Source organism: Gluconacetobacter diazotrophicus PA1 5 (genome assembly GCF_000067045.1).
Classification (GTDB): Bacteria; Pseudomonadota; Alphaproteobacteria; order Acetobacterales; family Acetobacteraceae; genus Gluconacetobacter; species Gluconacetobacter diazotrophicus.
The window spans coordinates 2,272,059-2,287,007 of sequence record NC_010125.1; the positions used below are offsets into that span (position 1 = coordinate 2,272,059).

Annotated in this window: 14 protein-coding genes; 3 read left to right on the forward strand and 11 right to left on the reverse strand. The window is 70.7% G+C overall.

Annotated features, from left to right (window positions below):
• The first annotated feature begins 66 nt into the window (after positions 1–66).
• Complete coding sequence (locus GDI_RS10580; protein WP_012553119.1) at positions 67–2,514, forward strand: helicase-related protein; 2,448 nt, start codon at positions 67–69, stop codon at positions 2,512–2,514.
• Here the strand turns inward: GDI_RS10580 and serS are convergent.
• The 8 genes from serS to GDI_RS10620 form a co-directional block, all read right to left on the reverse strand.
• Positions 2,501–3,775 (reverse strand): serine--tRNA ligase, encoded by a 1,275-nt coding sequence (serS, locus tag GDI_RS10585; protein ID WP_012226067.1) that lies wholly within the window; start codon positions 3,773–3,775, stop codon positions 2,501–2,503. The two genes, GDI_RS10580 and serS, sit on opposite strands and share 14 nt — an antisense overlap.
• The gene (gene tatC / locus GDI_RS10590; protein WP_012226068.1) at positions 3,768–4,532 is read right to left on the reverse strand and encodes a twin-arginine translocase subunit TatC; all 765 of its coding nucleotides are present in this window, start codon (positions 4,530–4,532) and stop codon (positions 3,768–3,770) included. The genes serS and tatC overlap by 8 nt, the downstream gene beginning before the upstream one ends.
• 80 nt (positions 4,533–4,612) lie before the next feature.
• A complete protein-coding gene (tatB, locus tag GDI_RS10595) occupies positions 4,613–5,224 on the reverse strand; it encodes a Sec-independent protein translocase protein TatB (RefSeq protein WP_012226069.1) in 612 nt (203 codons plus the stop codon).
• A gap of 104 nt (positions 5,225–5,328) precedes the next feature.
• Entirely contained in the window at positions 5,329–6,024 is a 696-nt protein-coding gene (scpB, locus tag GDI_RS10600; protein ID WP_012226070.1) for an SMC-Scp complex subunit ScpB, read from the reverse strand.
• Positions 6,021–6,830 (reverse strand): segregation and condensation protein A, encoded by an 810-nt coding sequence (locus GDI_RS10605; protein WP_231854330.1) that lies wholly within the window; start codon positions 6,828–6,830, stop codon positions 6,021–6,023. The genes scpB and GDI_RS10605 overlap by 4 nt, the downstream gene beginning before the upstream one ends.
• Before the next feature lie 106 nt (positions 6,831–6,936).
• Positions 6,937–7,863 carry an SPOR domain-containing protein gene (locus tag GDI_RS10610; protein WP_012226072.1) on the reverse strand — a complete coding sequence of 309 codons (927 nt, stop codon included), beginning with the start codon at positions 7,861–7,863 and terminating at the stop codon, positions 6,937–6,939.
• Entirely contained in the window at positions 7,860–9,653 is a 1,794-nt protein-coding gene (argS, locus tag GDI_RS10615) for an arginine--tRNA ligase (RefSeq protein ID WP_012226073.1), read from the reverse strand. Before argS ends, GDI_RS10610 begins: the two co-directional genes overlap by 4 nt.
• Before the next feature lie 83 nt (positions 9,654–9,736).
• A complete protein-coding gene (locus tag GDI_RS10620; RefSeq protein ID WP_012226074.1) occupies positions 9,737–10,939 on the reverse strand; it encodes a deoxyguanosinetriphosphate triphosphohydrolase in 1,203 nt (400 codons plus the stop codon).
• Positions 10,940–11,049: 110 nt separating this feature from the next.
• Here GDI_RS10620 and GDI_RS10625 point away from each other — a divergent pair, with 110 nt between their 5' ends.
• Both GDI_RS10625 and GDI_RS10630 read left to right on the forward strand, forming a co-directional pair.
• On the forward strand, positions 11,050–11,421 hold the full coding sequence (locus GDI_RS10625) for a HesB/IscA family protein (protein WP_041249393.1): 372 nt from the start codon (positions 11,050–11,052) through the stop codon (positions 11,419–11,421).
• Positions 11,422–11,437: 16 nt separating this feature from the next.
• Complete coding sequence (locus tag GDI_RS10630; RefSeq protein WP_173363374.1) at positions 11,438–12,214, forward strand: exodeoxyribonuclease III; 777 nt, start codon at positions 11,438–11,440, stop codon at positions 12,212–12,214.
• 64 nt (positions 12,215–12,278) lie between these two features.
• Here the strand turns inward: GDI_RS10630 and GDI_RS10635 are convergent, their stop codons facing one another.
• From GDI_RS10635 to GDI_RS10645, 3 genes are all read right to left on the reverse strand, one after another.
• Positions 12,279–12,617, reverse strand: coding sequence for a YXWGXW repeat-containing protein (locus GDI_RS10635; RefSeq protein ID WP_012226077.1), 339 nt, complete (start codon positions 12,615–12,617; stop codon positions 12,279–12,281).
• Positions 12,618–12,731: 114 nt separating this feature from the next.
• Positions 12,732–14,102 (reverse strand): amino acid permease, encoded by a 1,371-nt coding sequence (locus GDI_RS10640; RefSeq protein WP_012226078.1) that lies wholly within the window; start codon positions 14,100–14,102, stop codon positions 12,732–12,734.
• The gene (locus GDI_RS10645) at positions 14,096–14,941 is read right to left on the reverse strand and encodes a cell envelope integrity EipB family protein (RefSeq protein WP_041249394.1); all 846 of its coding nucleotides are present in this window, start codon (positions 14,939–14,941) and stop codon (positions 14,096–14,098) included. Before GDI_RS10645 ends, GDI_RS10640 begins: the two co-directional genes overlap by 7 nt.
• Positions 14,942–14,949: the final 8 nt, after the last annotated feature.

Below are 14,949 nucleotides of genomic sequence, written 5' to 3' on the forward strand. Positions count from 1 at the left end.
GGCCGGAGCAGGTCTGGCCGGCGCGGACCCGTTGTTCCGGGGCGCTGAATGGCGCACATACCGGATATGACATCCGAATCCCCCGCCCGTCACGCCGTCGACGCCGCCATCGCCGAAACCGGCCTGGCCATCGAGACCCGCGAGCTGCCGAAGCTGGAGCGCACCGTCGCCCGCGCCCTGGCACCGGGACAGGACCGTGTCGACGCCGCCACCTTCCGCGCCGCCCTGTGTGCCGTGCGGCGCAAGCCGTGGGGGTCGCGCCTGATGGACCTGACCCGCCGCGCGGGCGAGGTCTGGGTGACGCGCGCGGACACCGAGGCGGCGGCGGCCACGATCGACGACCCCGAGCCCGACGACGCAAGCCTGCTGCGCGCCTTGGGCGAAGTGGTGCGGGCGCGGCTGCGCGCCACCGCCCCCACGCCCGAGGCGGCGCTGGAAACGATCCGGGCCGACCTGTTCGACGGCACCGGCCGCGTCCTGTCGCCCGCCGAGACCGAGACGCTGTCGCGCGCGGTGGCGGCGGCCTTCGGCCTGGACGCGGCCACGGGCTTCGTCGAAGCGGTGCGGCGCACCGCCGACGCCCGCCAGGAAGAACAGGACGCGATCGAGCAGGCGGCCCGTGCCCGCCGGCGCGAGGAAGTCCGCCGGCTGCGCGAATGGGAAGACAGCCTGGTCGCGTTCAGCGAGGTGCCCCGCCTGCTGCATTGTTCGCAGAAGGAGGCCCTGCGCTGGATTGCCGAAAACCGGCTGCCGGTCGCACGCCGCGTGCCGCAGCCCAACGGCACCGAACGCTGGGAATTCGACCCGCGCGAACTGGTGGCGCTGCGCGCCCGGCTGCCGGAATGGCGGGGCGGCCTGCCCGGTGTCGCGACCCCGCTGGTGCCTGACCCGGGCACGCGCAAGGTCGGCAATGCAGTGATCGCCCGCGTGGCGGCGCTGGACCGCTATGCTGCGCATTTCAAGACCGCGCGGGCCCTGAAGCGGCGGATCACGCTGGTCACCGGCCCCACCAACAGCGGCAAGTCCCATACCGCGCTGGAGGCCCTGGCGCGCGCCGAGAGCGGCATGGCGCTGGCGCCCCTGCGCCTGCTGGCCCATGAATTCCGCGAGGCCCTGACCGCGCGCGGCGTGCCCACGTCGCTGGCGACGGGCGAGGAGCGGATCGACATTCCCGGCAGCCGCCACCTGGCCGCGACGGTCGAGATGTGCCCGCTGCACAACCCCGTCGATGTCGCCATGATCGACGAGGCGCAGATGCTGTCGGACCCCGATCGCGGCGCGGCGTGGACGGCGGCGATCATGGGGGCGCCGGCGCGGCACCTGTTCGTGCTGGGCGCGCCCGACTGCATTCCGATGGTGCGCCGCATCGCCGAATTGTGCGGCGACCCGCTGGACGAGGTGCATCTGGAACGCAAGGGACCGCTGGTGACGGCCAGCGAGCCGGTGCGCCTGCAGGATCTGAAGCCGCATGACGCGCTGATCGCCTTCTCGCGCCGCGAGGTGCTGGACCTGCGCGCGGCGCTGCTGGCGCGCGGGCGGCGGGTCGCCGTCGTCTATGGCGCGCTGAGCCCCGAGGTGCGGCGGGCCGAGGCGCAGCGTTTCAATGACGGCGAGGCCGATATCCTGATCGCCACCGACGCGATCGGCATGGGGCTGAACCTGACGATCCGCCGGGTGATCTTCACCGCGCTGCGCAAGTTCGACGGCACGCAGACCCGCGATTTGAACGCGCAGGAGGTCAAGCAGATCGGCGGGCGCGCCGGCCGCTACGGCAAGCACGAACAGGGCGTGGTCGCGGTGCTGGCCGGCGCGGGCAGCGCATCCTTCATCCGCGCCATGATGGCGGCCCCGCCGGCCGAACTGGCCGACCTGCGCCCGCAGGTGCAGCCCGACGCCGACATCATCCAGGCCGTGGCGGCGGAAATCGGGTCGGAGAGCCTGTTCGGCGTGCTGGCGCGCATCCGCCGCGCCGTGCTGCGCCCCGACGACCCGAATTACCGCCTGGCGAACATGGAACAGGCCTTCGCCATCGCCACCGCCCTGGAAGGCGTGTCGGGCCTGAGCCTGGCGCAGCGCTGGGTCTATGCGATGTGCCCGGTGGACGACCGCGACAACGGCATCCAGCGGCTGATCCACTGGGCGGCGGACCATGCCGCCGGCCGGCCGGTCGTGCCGCCCGGGCCGGGCCGCCTGCCCCCGCCCGACCGCGCCGAGCGCATCGAACTGGAACGTGCGGAAAAGCGGCACAAGCGGCTGGTCGCATGGCGGTGGCTGTCGCTGCGCTTCCCCGACGCCTATCCGGCCCGCGAGGATGCCGAGGACGCGACCGCCCGCCTGAACGACTGGATCGAGGACGTGCTGCGCCAGCAGAGCAGCCGCAGCCGCGCGGGCGGAGAGGAACCCCGTCCCGGACAGCCCCCGCATGCCCCCGGACGGGGGCACCGCAAGGGCGGCGGCAGGAACGGCAACAGGGGCGGCAAAGGCCCCCCGCGACATTCCGTCAGCGGGCGCTGATGGCCGCCAGCCCGTTCATGTAGGGGCGCAGCGCCTGCGGCACGGTGATGCTGCCATCGGCGTTCTGGTAGTTTTCCATCACCGCGATCAGCGTGCGTCCCACGGCGAGGCCCGAGCCGTTCAGCGTATGGACGAATTCCGGGCCGGCACCGTCCGCCGGGCGGTAGCGCGCATTCATCCGCCGCGCCTGGAAATCGCGCGTGGTGGAGCAGGACGAAATTTCGCGCCACGCATCCTGGCCGGGCAGCCAGGCTTCGAGATCGAAGGTCCTGGCCGCGCCGAAGCCGGTGTCGCCCGCGCACAGCAGCATGCGGCGATACGGGATGCCCAGCCGTTCCAGCACCTTCTCGGCGCAGCGGGTCATGCGCTCATGCTCGGCGTCGCTGTCCCCGGGCGCGGTGATCGACACCATCTCGACCTTCTGGAACTGGTGCTGGCGCAGCATGCCCCGCGTGTCGCGGCCGGCGGCCCCGGCCTCGCTGCGGAAGCACGAGGACAGCGCGACCATGCGGCGCGGCAGCGCCGACGCCGGCAGGATGTCGCCCGCGACGCTGGCGGTCAGCGGGACCTCGGCCGTGGGAATCAGCCAGCGCCCGTCCTCGGTCCGGAAGGACTGGTCGGCGAACTTGGGCAGCTTGTCGGTGCCGAACATCGCGGCCTCGTTCACCAGGACCGGTACCGCCGTTTCGGTATAGCCGTGTTCCTGGACATGCAGGTCCAGCATGAACTGGCCCAGCGCGCGTTCCATGCGCGCCAGCGCGCCGCGCAGCACGACGAAGCGCGCGCCGGACAGCTTTCCGGCGGTTTCGAAATCCATCAGGCCCAGCGCCTCGCCCAGCGCGAAATGCTCGCGCGGGGGGAAGGCGAAGTCGCGCCGCTCGCCGACCTGGTGGACGACGACGTTCGCGGATTCGTCCGCGCCCTCGGGCACGCCGTCATCCAGCCGGTTGGGCAGGACCACCAGGCAGTCGCGGATTTCGGCATCCAGTTCGCGGACCAGGACCTCCAGCTTCTCGATGTCCTCGCGCAGTTGCACGGCCTCGGCTTCCAGCGCCGTGCTGTCTTCCCCGGTGCGGCGCAGGGCGCCGACTTCCTTCGACAGGCTCTTGCGCCGGGCCTGCTTGTCCTGCAGCGCGGTCACGGCGGCCCGCCGGTCCTCGTCCAGGCTGGCGATATGGATCGCGGCGGGGGCCTCGCCCCGGCGGGCCAGGGCGGCGTCGAAGGCGGCCGGATCGGCGCGCAGGGCGCGAAGATCATGCATCTCGGTTCTCCTGATCGGCATCGTCGGCGCGCTTGGGCTGGACCAGCCGCGCGCAGAAGATGGAAATTTCGTACAGCCCGATCAGCGGCACCGCCAGACCGGTCTGGGTGATGACGTCCGGAGGCGTCAGGATGGCGGCGATCACGAAGGCCCCGACATAGGCATAGCGCCGGAAGCGTTTCAGCGTGTCGGCGGTCACGATGCCCACCCGGGCCAGCAGGGTCAGCACCACCGGCAGTTCGAAGGCCACGCCGAACGCCATGATCAGCTTCATCACCAGCGCCAGGTATTCCGACACCTTGGCCTGAAGCTGGATCTGCAGCCCGTCCTGCCCGTCCGCCGTCTGGAACGACAGGAAGAACTTCCAGGCGAAGGGGAAGACGAAATAATAGGCCAGCGCCGCGCCCATGACGAACATGACCGGCGTCGCGACCAGGAAGGGCAGGAACGCCCGCTTTTCGCTGCGATACAGCCCGGGGGCGACGAACATCCAGACCTGGATGGCGACCATCGGGAAGGACAGGAAGGCCGCCCCGAAGATCGCGACCTTGATGTAGGTGAAAAAGGCCTCGTACAACGCGGTATAGATCAGGTGCGGCTGTTCGCCCTGCGCGCGCATCACGTCGCCCAGCGGGCGGGCCAGGAACAGATAGATCCGCGCCGAGAAATGATAGCACAGCAGGAAGCACAGGCCGAACGTCACCGCCGACCACAGCAGGCGGCGGCGCAGTTCGACCAGATGGTCCAGCAGCGGCATCGGCTGGTCGTTGATCGGATCGGCGTTGATCGGATCGTCGTTCAGAATCGTGTCTCCCGGCTTGGAATATCCATCGGCCCCTATCCGCGATGGGGTGCTGGGGCCCCGCCATCCGGCGCGGTCACGGACACGCGCCGCGCGCCGTGGATCACCCGCACCGGCGGCAGGAAGGCGGGCGGGTGCAGCCGCGCGCGCTCCGCCGCCAGCCGCCGCGCGACCGACGGCGGCAGCAGGGCGGGCGGCGGCCCGGCGTCCGGGGCCGGTGGAAAGGCGGTTTCGGCATAGGACGCGACCGGCGTCGCGTACCCGTACTCGTGCAGGCCGCCGGGATCGAAGCCGGACAGGTCGGCCGGGCCGGATACCGGCGCGGCCGGAGCGGCCGGGCCGGCGCGCGTGCCGTCCAGCGGCGACTCCTCGATCGTGCGCCGGATCGTGCCGTCGCCGTCGATCGCCTGCATGATCTGGTTGCGGACATTGAAGCGCCGCATGCGGTTGAGCTGGTCGCGGGCCTCGGTCAGGTCCGCGTCGCGCACCATCTCGTCCACATGGGACTGGAATTCCGATGCCAGCTTGCGCCCCTTCTTGATCAGCCCGGTCACCGTGCGGATCGCCACCGGCATGTCCTTGGGGCCGATCAGCAGCAGGGCGACGACGCCGATCACCGCCATCTCGGACCATGCGAAATCAAACATGGGCGGGACCGGCCAGCGGCAGGCGCATCACGGGCGTGTGCTGGAACATGGACGAACTCGGCGAGCGGATGAATCAGGACCGGCTGATGGGGACTGGAGACGTATCACGTCGGCGGCGCATCGGAAACCGCCTGGGGAGTCGTCGCGGCCGGCGGGGACACCGCCGGGTCAAGGGCCGGGCCGGGGGCCGGATTGGGAGCCGGGTTGAGGACCGGGTTATCCGGCACGTCCACCAGCAGTTCCTCGCGCCGGGGCAGGTCGCGCAGGTCGCGCAGGCCGAAATGGCGCAGGAAGTCGGCCGACGTCCCCCACAGGATCGGCCGTCCCGGTACCTCCTTGCGGCCGCGCGGGACGATCAGCGAGGCCTCCAGCAGGGTGTCCAGCACCTGCTGGCTGAGCGAGACGCCGCGGATCTCCTCGATTTCCGCGCGGGTGCAGGGCTGGTGGTAGGCGATGATGGCCAGGGTTTCGAGCGTCGCGCGGGCCAGCCGGCGCGGGCGGTGCAGCACCCGCGTCAGCCGCGGGGCCAGGTCGGCGGCGGTGCGGAACTGCCAGCCCCCGGCGATCAGCACCGGCGCCACGCCCCTTCCGTCATACAGCGCCACCACCGCGTCGATCACGCTGCGGACATAGGCGCCCAGGTCATCGATGTCGGCGGGCACCTGGCCCTGGGCCTCCAGCAGTTCGGCGATCGCGCGTTCGGACACCGGGTCGGGGCTGGCGAAGATCAGGGCCTCGACCAGCCGCACCGACGCGGGGTCCGCCCGGACCGTGGTTTCGGGAAGGGGTGTGTCGGTCATTCCGCCGCGTCCATCCTGTCCATATCCTCGCCCGCGTCCTCGGCCGCATCGTCGGCCGTGCAGGGGCGCAGCATGATCCGGCCGAACTGTTCGTCCTGGCGCAGTTCGATGCTGCCGCTGCGCGCCAGTTCCAGCCCGGCGATCAGGGTGCCGGCCATCGCGGCCCGACGCAGCCGCAGCCGTTCGTCCTCGTCCCCGCCATCCAGGCCCGGGCCGGAGTCCGGCAGGAACGCGCCCAGATCGCACCAGCCGGTGCCGGGGACGATGTCGGTGCCCAGCAGGCGGTGCAGGCGGGCCAGCGCATCCTGCACCGTCCAGAAATTCAGCCGCCGGGGCTGATAGACGCGCTTGCGCGCGCCGCGCCGCATGGCCGCCATATAGGCGCCCATCAGTTGGGGCAGGTCCAGCGCCAGACCCGAGCGATCGATTTCCGTCAGGTCCTCGCGCTCGCCCCGGGCGAAGACGTCACGGCCCAGTTGCGGCCGCGCCGCCAGCCATTCCGCCGCCCGGCCGATCCGCGCCAGTTCCAGCAGCCGGGCCTGCAGCAGTTCGGCCGCTTCCTCGGCATCGACGGCCTCGCCCTCCTCGGCCGGCAGCAGCAGGCGCGATTTCAGCCAGGCCAGCCACGCCGCCATCACCAGCCAGTCCGCCGCCAGTTCCAGGCGGATGCGCCGGGCGGATTCCACGATCGCCAGATATTGCTCGACCAGTTGCAGGATCGAAATCCGTGCCAGGTCGACCTTCTGCGCCCGCGCCAGTTCCAGCAGCAGGTCCAGCGGTCCCTCGAACCCCTCCAGGCGCAGCATGGGCGCGGTCAGGCCCCCCGGCAGGCCATCGGGCAGCCCGCCATCCTGACCGCCCGGCCCGACGGCCGCCCCCCCCTGTACCGCGTCCGGCTGCATGGGCCGGGTCCTAGAAGCCCGCCAGGGTACAGGCCAGGCCGTTCAGCCGCACATGCTGGCAGAACGATGTCGCCTGCGCGATGCTGGCGAAGCCGCGCGTGCGCAGCCGGAAGAACACGGCGCCGTTGCGCTCGGTCCGCTCGATGATCGGTGCGTGGCCGGCGAACAGGTCGGGATCATGCTGCACCAGCCGCGCCCATTCCTTCTCCGCCGCCGCCTGCGAATCCAGGGCGGCGAGTTGCACGCCGTAACGGCCGGCGAGCGGCGCCGCCGGAGCCGGAGCGGGCGGCGTCGAGGGGGCCGGCACAGTGGATGCGGTGTCGGCCGGGGGCGCGGCGGTGGATGCCGGCGGCGCGGACGGCACGGGCGCTGCCGTTACCGGCGGTGCCGCTGCTGGCGCTGCCGGTGCGGGTGCCACCGGCGCGGGGGCGGGTGCCGCGGGTATGGGCGCGGGCGCAGCCGGCTTCTGCCCATATTGCTCGGCAAGCTGGTCGGGGCGCGGCTGTTCCGGACCGGGGGCCAGACGGGCCACGGCACCGTCATCCCCGGTCGGGGCCTCCGCGCCCAGGACCTGCATGCCGCCCGGATCGAGGGGCCGCACCCGTACCGGACCCGGCGGCGGCCCCAGCACGGGAATGCCCGAGGGATGATGCCCCATCAGCGCCCAGCCCCCGATGGCCAGCACCAGCAGGCCGCCCAGCCCGGCGGCGCCGTATGCCAGGCGCCGCGTCATGGGGTCGGACCCCAGCAGCCCGTCCATCAGGCCGCCCACCGACACGCGCGGACGGCCCCAGGCGGGCCGTCCGCCATCACCGCGTCCGGGTACGCGCGGCGGGGTATCGTCGTCGTAATCCGCGCTCATGCGTTCGCGGGCACGGCTCAGGCGATCCTCGTGGGGATCGCGGCCGGTGGGGTCGGACGGGGCAGACTCGTTCATCGCATTTCCTCGACCGGCGTGACGCCCAGTACCGCCAGGCCCGACCGGATCACCGTGGCCGTGGCCTCGACCAGCGCCAGCTTCGCCCGGGTTGCGGCCAGGTCGTCTTCCTGCAGGAAGCGCAATGTCGCATCATCGCGGCCGCGATTCCACAAGGTATGGAAGTCGCCCGCCAGCTCGCCGAGATAGAACGCGATCCGGTGCGGTTCATGGGCCTGCGCGGCCCCTTCGACCGTGCGCGGCCATTGCGCGATTCGGCGCAGCAGCGCCAGTTCGGCGTCGGATTCGATTCCGTCCAGCGCGGCCTGGGCCAGGGTCGCGGGGGCCACGTCCCGCGCCCCCAGCATCTCCTGCGCCGCGCGCAGGACCGAGCGGCAGCGGGCATGGGCGTACTGGACATAGAAGACCGGGTTGTCGCGGGTCTGGGCGACCACCTGGTCCAGGTCGAATTCCATCTGCGCGTCGGCCTTGCGCGTCAGCATGGTGAAGCGCACCGCATCGCGCCCGACCTCGTCGATCAGGTCGCGCAGGGTGACGAAGGTGCCGGCGCGCTTGGACATGCGGACCGGCTGGCCGTCGCGGACGATGCGCACGATCTGGCACAGCAGCACGTCGAAATCGACCGTTCCGCCGTCCTCACCCAGCGCCTTGACCGCCGCCTTCATGCGGGTGACGTAGCCGCCATGGTCGGCGCCCCAGACATCGATCAGCAGATCCGCCCCGCGCAGGATCTTGTCGTCGTGATAGCCGATATCGTTGGCGAAATAGGTGTTCGATCCGTCCGACTTGCGCAGCGGCCGGTCCACGTCGTCACCGAACGCGGTGGACCGGAACAGGGTCTGGGGCCGCGCCTCCCAATCCTCGGGCAGCTTGCCCTTCGGCGGTTCCAGCACGCCTTCGTACAGCAGGCCCTGCGCGTCCAGGCGCGCGATGGCCCGGTCGGTGATGCCGTCCGCCAGGATCTTCGCCTCGCTGGTGAAGACGTCGTGACGCACGCCCAGCGCGTCCAGGTCCTGCCGGATCATGGCCATCATCTGCGCCACGACGAAGGATTTGACGGTGGGCAGCCAATGTTCCGGCGCGGCGGGCTGGGCACCGGGTTCGGCCAGGGCGGTGCCATGCGCCTCGGCCAGCGCCTGGCCCACCGGCACCAGGTAGTCGCCGCCGTACTGGATGCCGCCGGGCACCAGGGCCGCGAACTCCTCCTGCCCCATCGTCGTGCCGATGACCTGGAGGTAGCGCCAGTAGGTGGCCCAGGCCAGGGCGATGACCTGCGCCCCGGCATCGTTGATGTAGTATTCCTTGGTCACGCCGTAGCCGGCCTTGGCCAGCAGGTTGGCCAGCGCGTCGCCGACCACGGCCCCCCGGCAATGGCCGACATGCATCGGCCCGGTCGGGTTGGCCGAGACATATTCGACATTGACCCGCACCCCCTGCCCCAGCGTGGCGTCGCCGTAGGACTCCCCGGCGCCCAGCACCGCCGGCACGATCGAGCGCAGCACGGCGGCATCCAGCGTCACGTTGACGAATCCCGGCCCGGCGGGTTCGGCCTTTGCCACGCCCGGCACCCCGGCCAGCGCCGCCGCCAGGTCGGCGGCGATCTCGGCCGGGCGGCGGCGGGCGATCTTCGCCGCCAGCAGGGCGGCGTTGGTCGCCATGTCGCCATGGGCGGGGTCGCGCGTCGGCGTCAGTTCGACACGCGCGGCCACCTCGTCCGGCAGGTCCGGGACGATCCGTCGCAAGGCGTCGCGCACATGCGAGAGATAGCGGACGAACAGGCTGTCGGACATGCGATGCGGCTTCCCAAAAAGGCCGGCGCCAGGGGCCGGGTCGGACTGGCGCGCGGAACGAGGTCAAGACTGGTGGGGCGGTTTCAGCCCGGCACGGACAGATCCGTCAACCGTCGATGTTCTTCCATCGCGAATCGGTCCGTCATTCCGGCTATATAATCGGCCACGACCCGGCGCGCACCGGTCTGGTCCGCCCCGCGCGCCTGCTGCCGCCAGCCGTCCGGCAGCAGCGACAGGTCATCGGCCAGGATCGAGAAGATGGATTCGACCGCCATGCGCGCCTTGCGCGTCATGCGGTTGACCCGCCAGTGCCGGTACAGCCGTGCGTAGAGGAAGGTGCGGATGGCCCCGTTATCGCGCGCCATGGCGGGGCTGTAGGCCACGACCGGTGCCTCCGCCCGGCGCACGTCGTCGGCCGAACGGGGGGCCAGCCGTTCCAGGTTGCGCCGCGTCTGCTCCGTCAGGTCCACCGCCAGCGCATTGATGACCCGGCGGATGGTTTCGTGGCGCATCCGGTCGTCCACATGCAGGTCGGCGGCATGCAGGCCGGGTGCCTGCGGCGCCGAGGCCGGCAGGTCCGCCCCCCCGGCCAGTTGCCGGACCTGCGCCAGCGCCGCCCCCACCAACCGGCAGGCCCGCAGGTCCGACAGGCACAGCAGCCCCGCGCGCAGCCCGTCATCCAGGTCGTGGGCGTGATAGGCGATGTCGTCGGCCATCGCCGCGACCTGGGCCTCGACCGGCGCGAAGGTGGTCAGGTCCAGACCCAGCCGTTCGGCATAGCGCGCGACATAGCCCGTCGGGTGGTCCACCGGCCCGTTATGCTTGATCAGGCCTTCCAGCGTTTCCCATGTCAGGTTCAGCCCGTCGAAGCCGAAATAGCGGCGCTCCAGTTGCGTCACCTGGCGCAGGGTCTGGGTGTTGTGGTCGAACCCGCCCCAGGCGCGCATCGCCGCCGCCAGCGCGTCCTCGCCCGCATGGCCGAAGGGCGTGTGGCCCAGATCGTGGGCCAGGGCCAGCGTTTCCGTCAGGTCTTCGTCCACCCCCAGGTTCCGGGCGATGGACCGCGCGATCTGCGCGACCTCCAGCGAATGGGTCAGGCGGGTACGGAAGAAGTCGCCCTGATGATTGACGAAGACCTGGGTCTTGTATTGCAGGGTGCGGAAGCCCGCCGAATGCAGGACACGGTCGCGGTCACGCTGCCACGGCGTGCGGCTGGGCGATTCGGGTTCGGCATGCAGCCGGCCCCGGGCGGTGGCAGGCTGGACAGCGTAGGGTGCGATGCTCATATATACCCTCACTCCCGGATAGGCGCCCCTGTCGATACCCCGCCCGGCGCCGCAAGACCAGCACGGGCTGCGGCCTTGGCCGCATGTTGCCCGCACGAGGATGGTATCCCATGGACACAGCTTCCACCCCTACCCCCGATACGCGCTTTCGCGTCTCCCCCCAGGCCGTCACCCGGCTGGAGGAAATCGTGGCGGCCGAGCCGGCCCCGGAGGGCGCCGCCGCCCCCGGCCTGCGCGTCAGCGTGCTGGCCGGTGGGTGCAACGGCTTCCAGTACAGCTTCGCCCTGGACGGCGAGCGCCGCGCCGACGACGTTCTCATTCCCGCCGGGCAGTCGCATGTGGTGGTCGATCCGGCCAGCATGGACCTGCTGGACGGGGCGGAACTGCATTTCAACGATTCGCTGATGGGCGCGCATTTCACCATCCGCAACCCCAATGCCACGTCGTCCTGCGGGTGCGGCACCAGCTTTTCCATCGATTGAGCGTCCGGCCGCATTGATGAAAATCGCAAGCTGGAACGTCAATTCGGTCCGCCAGCGCCAGGCGCATGTCCTGGACTGGCTGGAGCGGGAAAAGCCCGACCTGCTCGGCCTTCAGGAAATCAAGTGCGAGGACGCGTCCTTTCCCGCCGAGGCCTTCCGCGCGGCGGGATATGACTGCGTGGTCGTGGGGCAGAAAAGCTATAACGGCGTCGCCATCCTGTCGCGCCTGCCCTTTTCCGTCACGGCGCGGGCCCTGCCGTTCCTGGACGGCGAGGCGCTGCAGGCGCGCTATGTGGAAATCGAGGCCGGGGGCCTGACCTTCGGCAACCTGTATCTGCCCAACGGCAATTCCGGCGGCAGCGCGGGCTACGAGGCCAAGCTGGCGTTCATGGAGGCCCTGGCCCTGCACGCCAGGGCGCTGCTGGAGGCCGGGCGGGATTTCGTCCTGGCGGGCGATTACAATGTCTGCCCCACCGACGAGGATTGCGCGCCGGGCGCCCTGCCGCCCACCGATGCGCTGGTCAGGCCGGAATCGCGCGCGGCCTTCCGCCGCCTGATCTGGCTGGGCCTGACGGATGCGCTGCGGGCGCTGCACCCGCACGGGCGGTACTATACGTTCTGGGACTACCAGGCCGGTGCGTGGCCGCGCGATTGCGGGCTGCGGATCGACCACGCCCTGCTGTCGCCGCGTATCGCGGAACGGCTGGACAGCGCCCAGCCCGACCGGGACGAGCGCGGCCGCGCCCAGCCGTCCGACCACGTGCCGCTGGTCATCACGCTGGACGGACCCTGAAACACGGGGGCCTGAAAGACGGGGACATGAAAAAGGCCGGGCGCGAAGCCCGGCCTTTCCCTTATCACCAGCCGGGGCGGACCCAGACCCAGCGCGGACCACGCTGTTCCCACCGGCCGGCGCCCCAGCCGCCATGCCGGCCATACCGGACATAGCGCCCCGGCACCCAGACATAACCGCCATTGCCCCAGTCCCAGCCGCCCTGCTGCCAGACCCAGCCCCGCCGCGGCGGCGGCACGACTTCGGCACGCGGCGGCGGCATGGGCGGTGGGGCCCATCCGGGAGTGACGGGACCGTACCGATAGGGCTGCGCAAGGGCCGGCGACGCGTCGTACGTCGTCAATGCCCCGCCTGCGAGCACGCCCAGCGCCAGAAGGGTGCCGCGGACAATCTGCCTGCTCATGTGAAAACAATCTCCTGCATGCGGGCGGGTATTCCTGCCGCTCCGTCAATGCATTGTGGTCCGATTATCGTGGCGGCGGAATGGCGAAAGATGGCCGTATGTAACAAGAACCCGTCAGAGCGTCGGGCGGCCGCCCCGGCGCGAGGTGGCCAGCCCCAGGACCAGGATCAGCGCCAGGGTCACGCTGCCCAGTTCGATCTGCACCCGGGTGTCGGGGGTCAGCATCATCGTCACCATCACCAGCAGGATGGCGGCGACCGTCAGCCATGACAGATACGGAAACAGCAGCATCGGAAAGGCCGGATGGCGCCCCGCGCGCTTCATCTGGCGGCGCAGGCTGATCTGGGCGAACACCACCATCAGGTAGTCGAACAGGATCACCGCGCCCGAGGCGTTGAGCAGGAAGCCGAAGACTTCGCCCGGGAAGGTCGAGGCCACCACCGTCAGCACGGACGCCACCAGCGCCCCAGTGGAAATGGCCCGGCGCGGCGCGCCGCTGGGACCGGTTCGGACCAGCCAGCCCGGCGCGTCGCCATGCGCCGCCATTTCGAACAGGATGCGCGAGGTGACATAGAGGGTGGAATTCAGGCACGAGGCGATCGCGACCAGCACCACCAGCGTCATCGCGCCCTCGGCCCCCGGAATGCCGATGCGGTGCAGCACCTCGAGGAACGGGGAATGGCCGGGCTGCACCTGGTTCCACGGAACCAGGCACAGGATGACGCCCAGCGACGCCATGTAGAACAGCATCACCCGGATCACGACGGTACGGATGGCCTGGACGATGTTGCGGCCGGGGTCGTCGGTTTCCGCCGCCGCGACGGTGGCGATTTCCGCCCCCGCGAAGGTGAACAGGATCGCCGGCAGCAGGGACAGCGACGCGCTGAAGCCATGCGGCATGAACCCGCCCTGGTCCCACAGATGCGCAAGCCCGCCATGCAGCGGCGGCCCGATCACCCCGAACAGCGCCAGCCCGGCAATGACCGTGAACACGCCGATCGCCGTGATCTTCATCAGCGAGAACCAGAATTCGAACTCGCCATAGCCCCGGACCGAGCCCATGTTCACGCCGGTCATGACCGCCGTCAGCCCCAGCGCCACGCCCAGGGGCGGCACCCCCAGCATCGGCCCCGCGACCATGCCCGCCGCCTTGGCCTCGACCGACGCCACGACAACCCAGAACAGCCAGTACGACCAGCCTGTGACGAAGGCCGCCCGATGGCCCAGGCCGCGCCGGACATGGCCCACGAACGACCCGGCATCGGGGCAGTCGATCGCCATTTCACCCAGCATGCGCATGACCAGGAACACCATCAGCCCGGCCAGCAGGTAGGACAGCAGCACCAGCGGCCCCGCGCCCTGGATCATCACCGAGGTGTTCACGAACAGTCCGGCGCCGATCATCCCGCCGATCGCGATCATCGAAACGTGGCGGCTGCGCAACGAATGGGCCAGGCCGCCCCCCGTGGGAGCAGCCTTCAGCATCGACGGGCCGCCGTCACCGGCGTGAAGCTGCGCAAGGTGCCTTGCATGCGAAAATCTCCGAAATCCATATCCAGCCGGTCGGACACGCCGTTGGCGAAGTAGCGCATGCCGATCGCGTAGTCCGGCCGCATGTCGTGCGACGCGGGGGTGTAAAATGCCACATGCACCCGGCCCGACGGCTGGCGCGCCAGCACGGGATAGGGGCTGGCCGACGGCGGCTGTATCCAGCCCAGCAGCATGACGTAGGTATATTGCGCCCCGTTGTCGCCGGTACCGTCGAACAGCATGGGCGAAAAGGCCTGCTCCCCGTCCTGCGCCGCGCGGATGATCGCTGCGGTATGCGCCATCGGGAACAGCGTGCCGGCGGGCAGCGGGACCGTATGGACGCTGGGCTGGGTATACCGGACCTCGCCGCCCGACGGCGTCATCGTCGCCTCGCCCATGATGCGGCTGGGGGACTGGTCGTTCGAGGTCTGGACGGTGCGAAAGACCAGGTGGTGGCCATCCTTGGCCTCCAGCGTCGCGTAGTCGGATTCCATGTCGGTCACGGCCCCCGACCGCGACACGGTCTGCAGCCGCAACTGCTGCTGCGTGGACCATGACGCGCAGGCATCCGTGACGCCGTAGGTCATGGTACCGCTGGCCGATACGGTATCACCTCCGGTGACCGCGGCCAGCGTCAGGTCATAGACCGCCCGATGCGGGGCCAGCGCCACGGCCCCGCCCGCCGCGGGGGCCATGGCCGGGGCGGCGCGCGCCGGCACGACCACCAGCCCCAGCATCGGCCCGGCGACCACGGCGCGCGCCACGATCCCGCGAAGAAGAGGCCACCATGTCATGGCGCCAG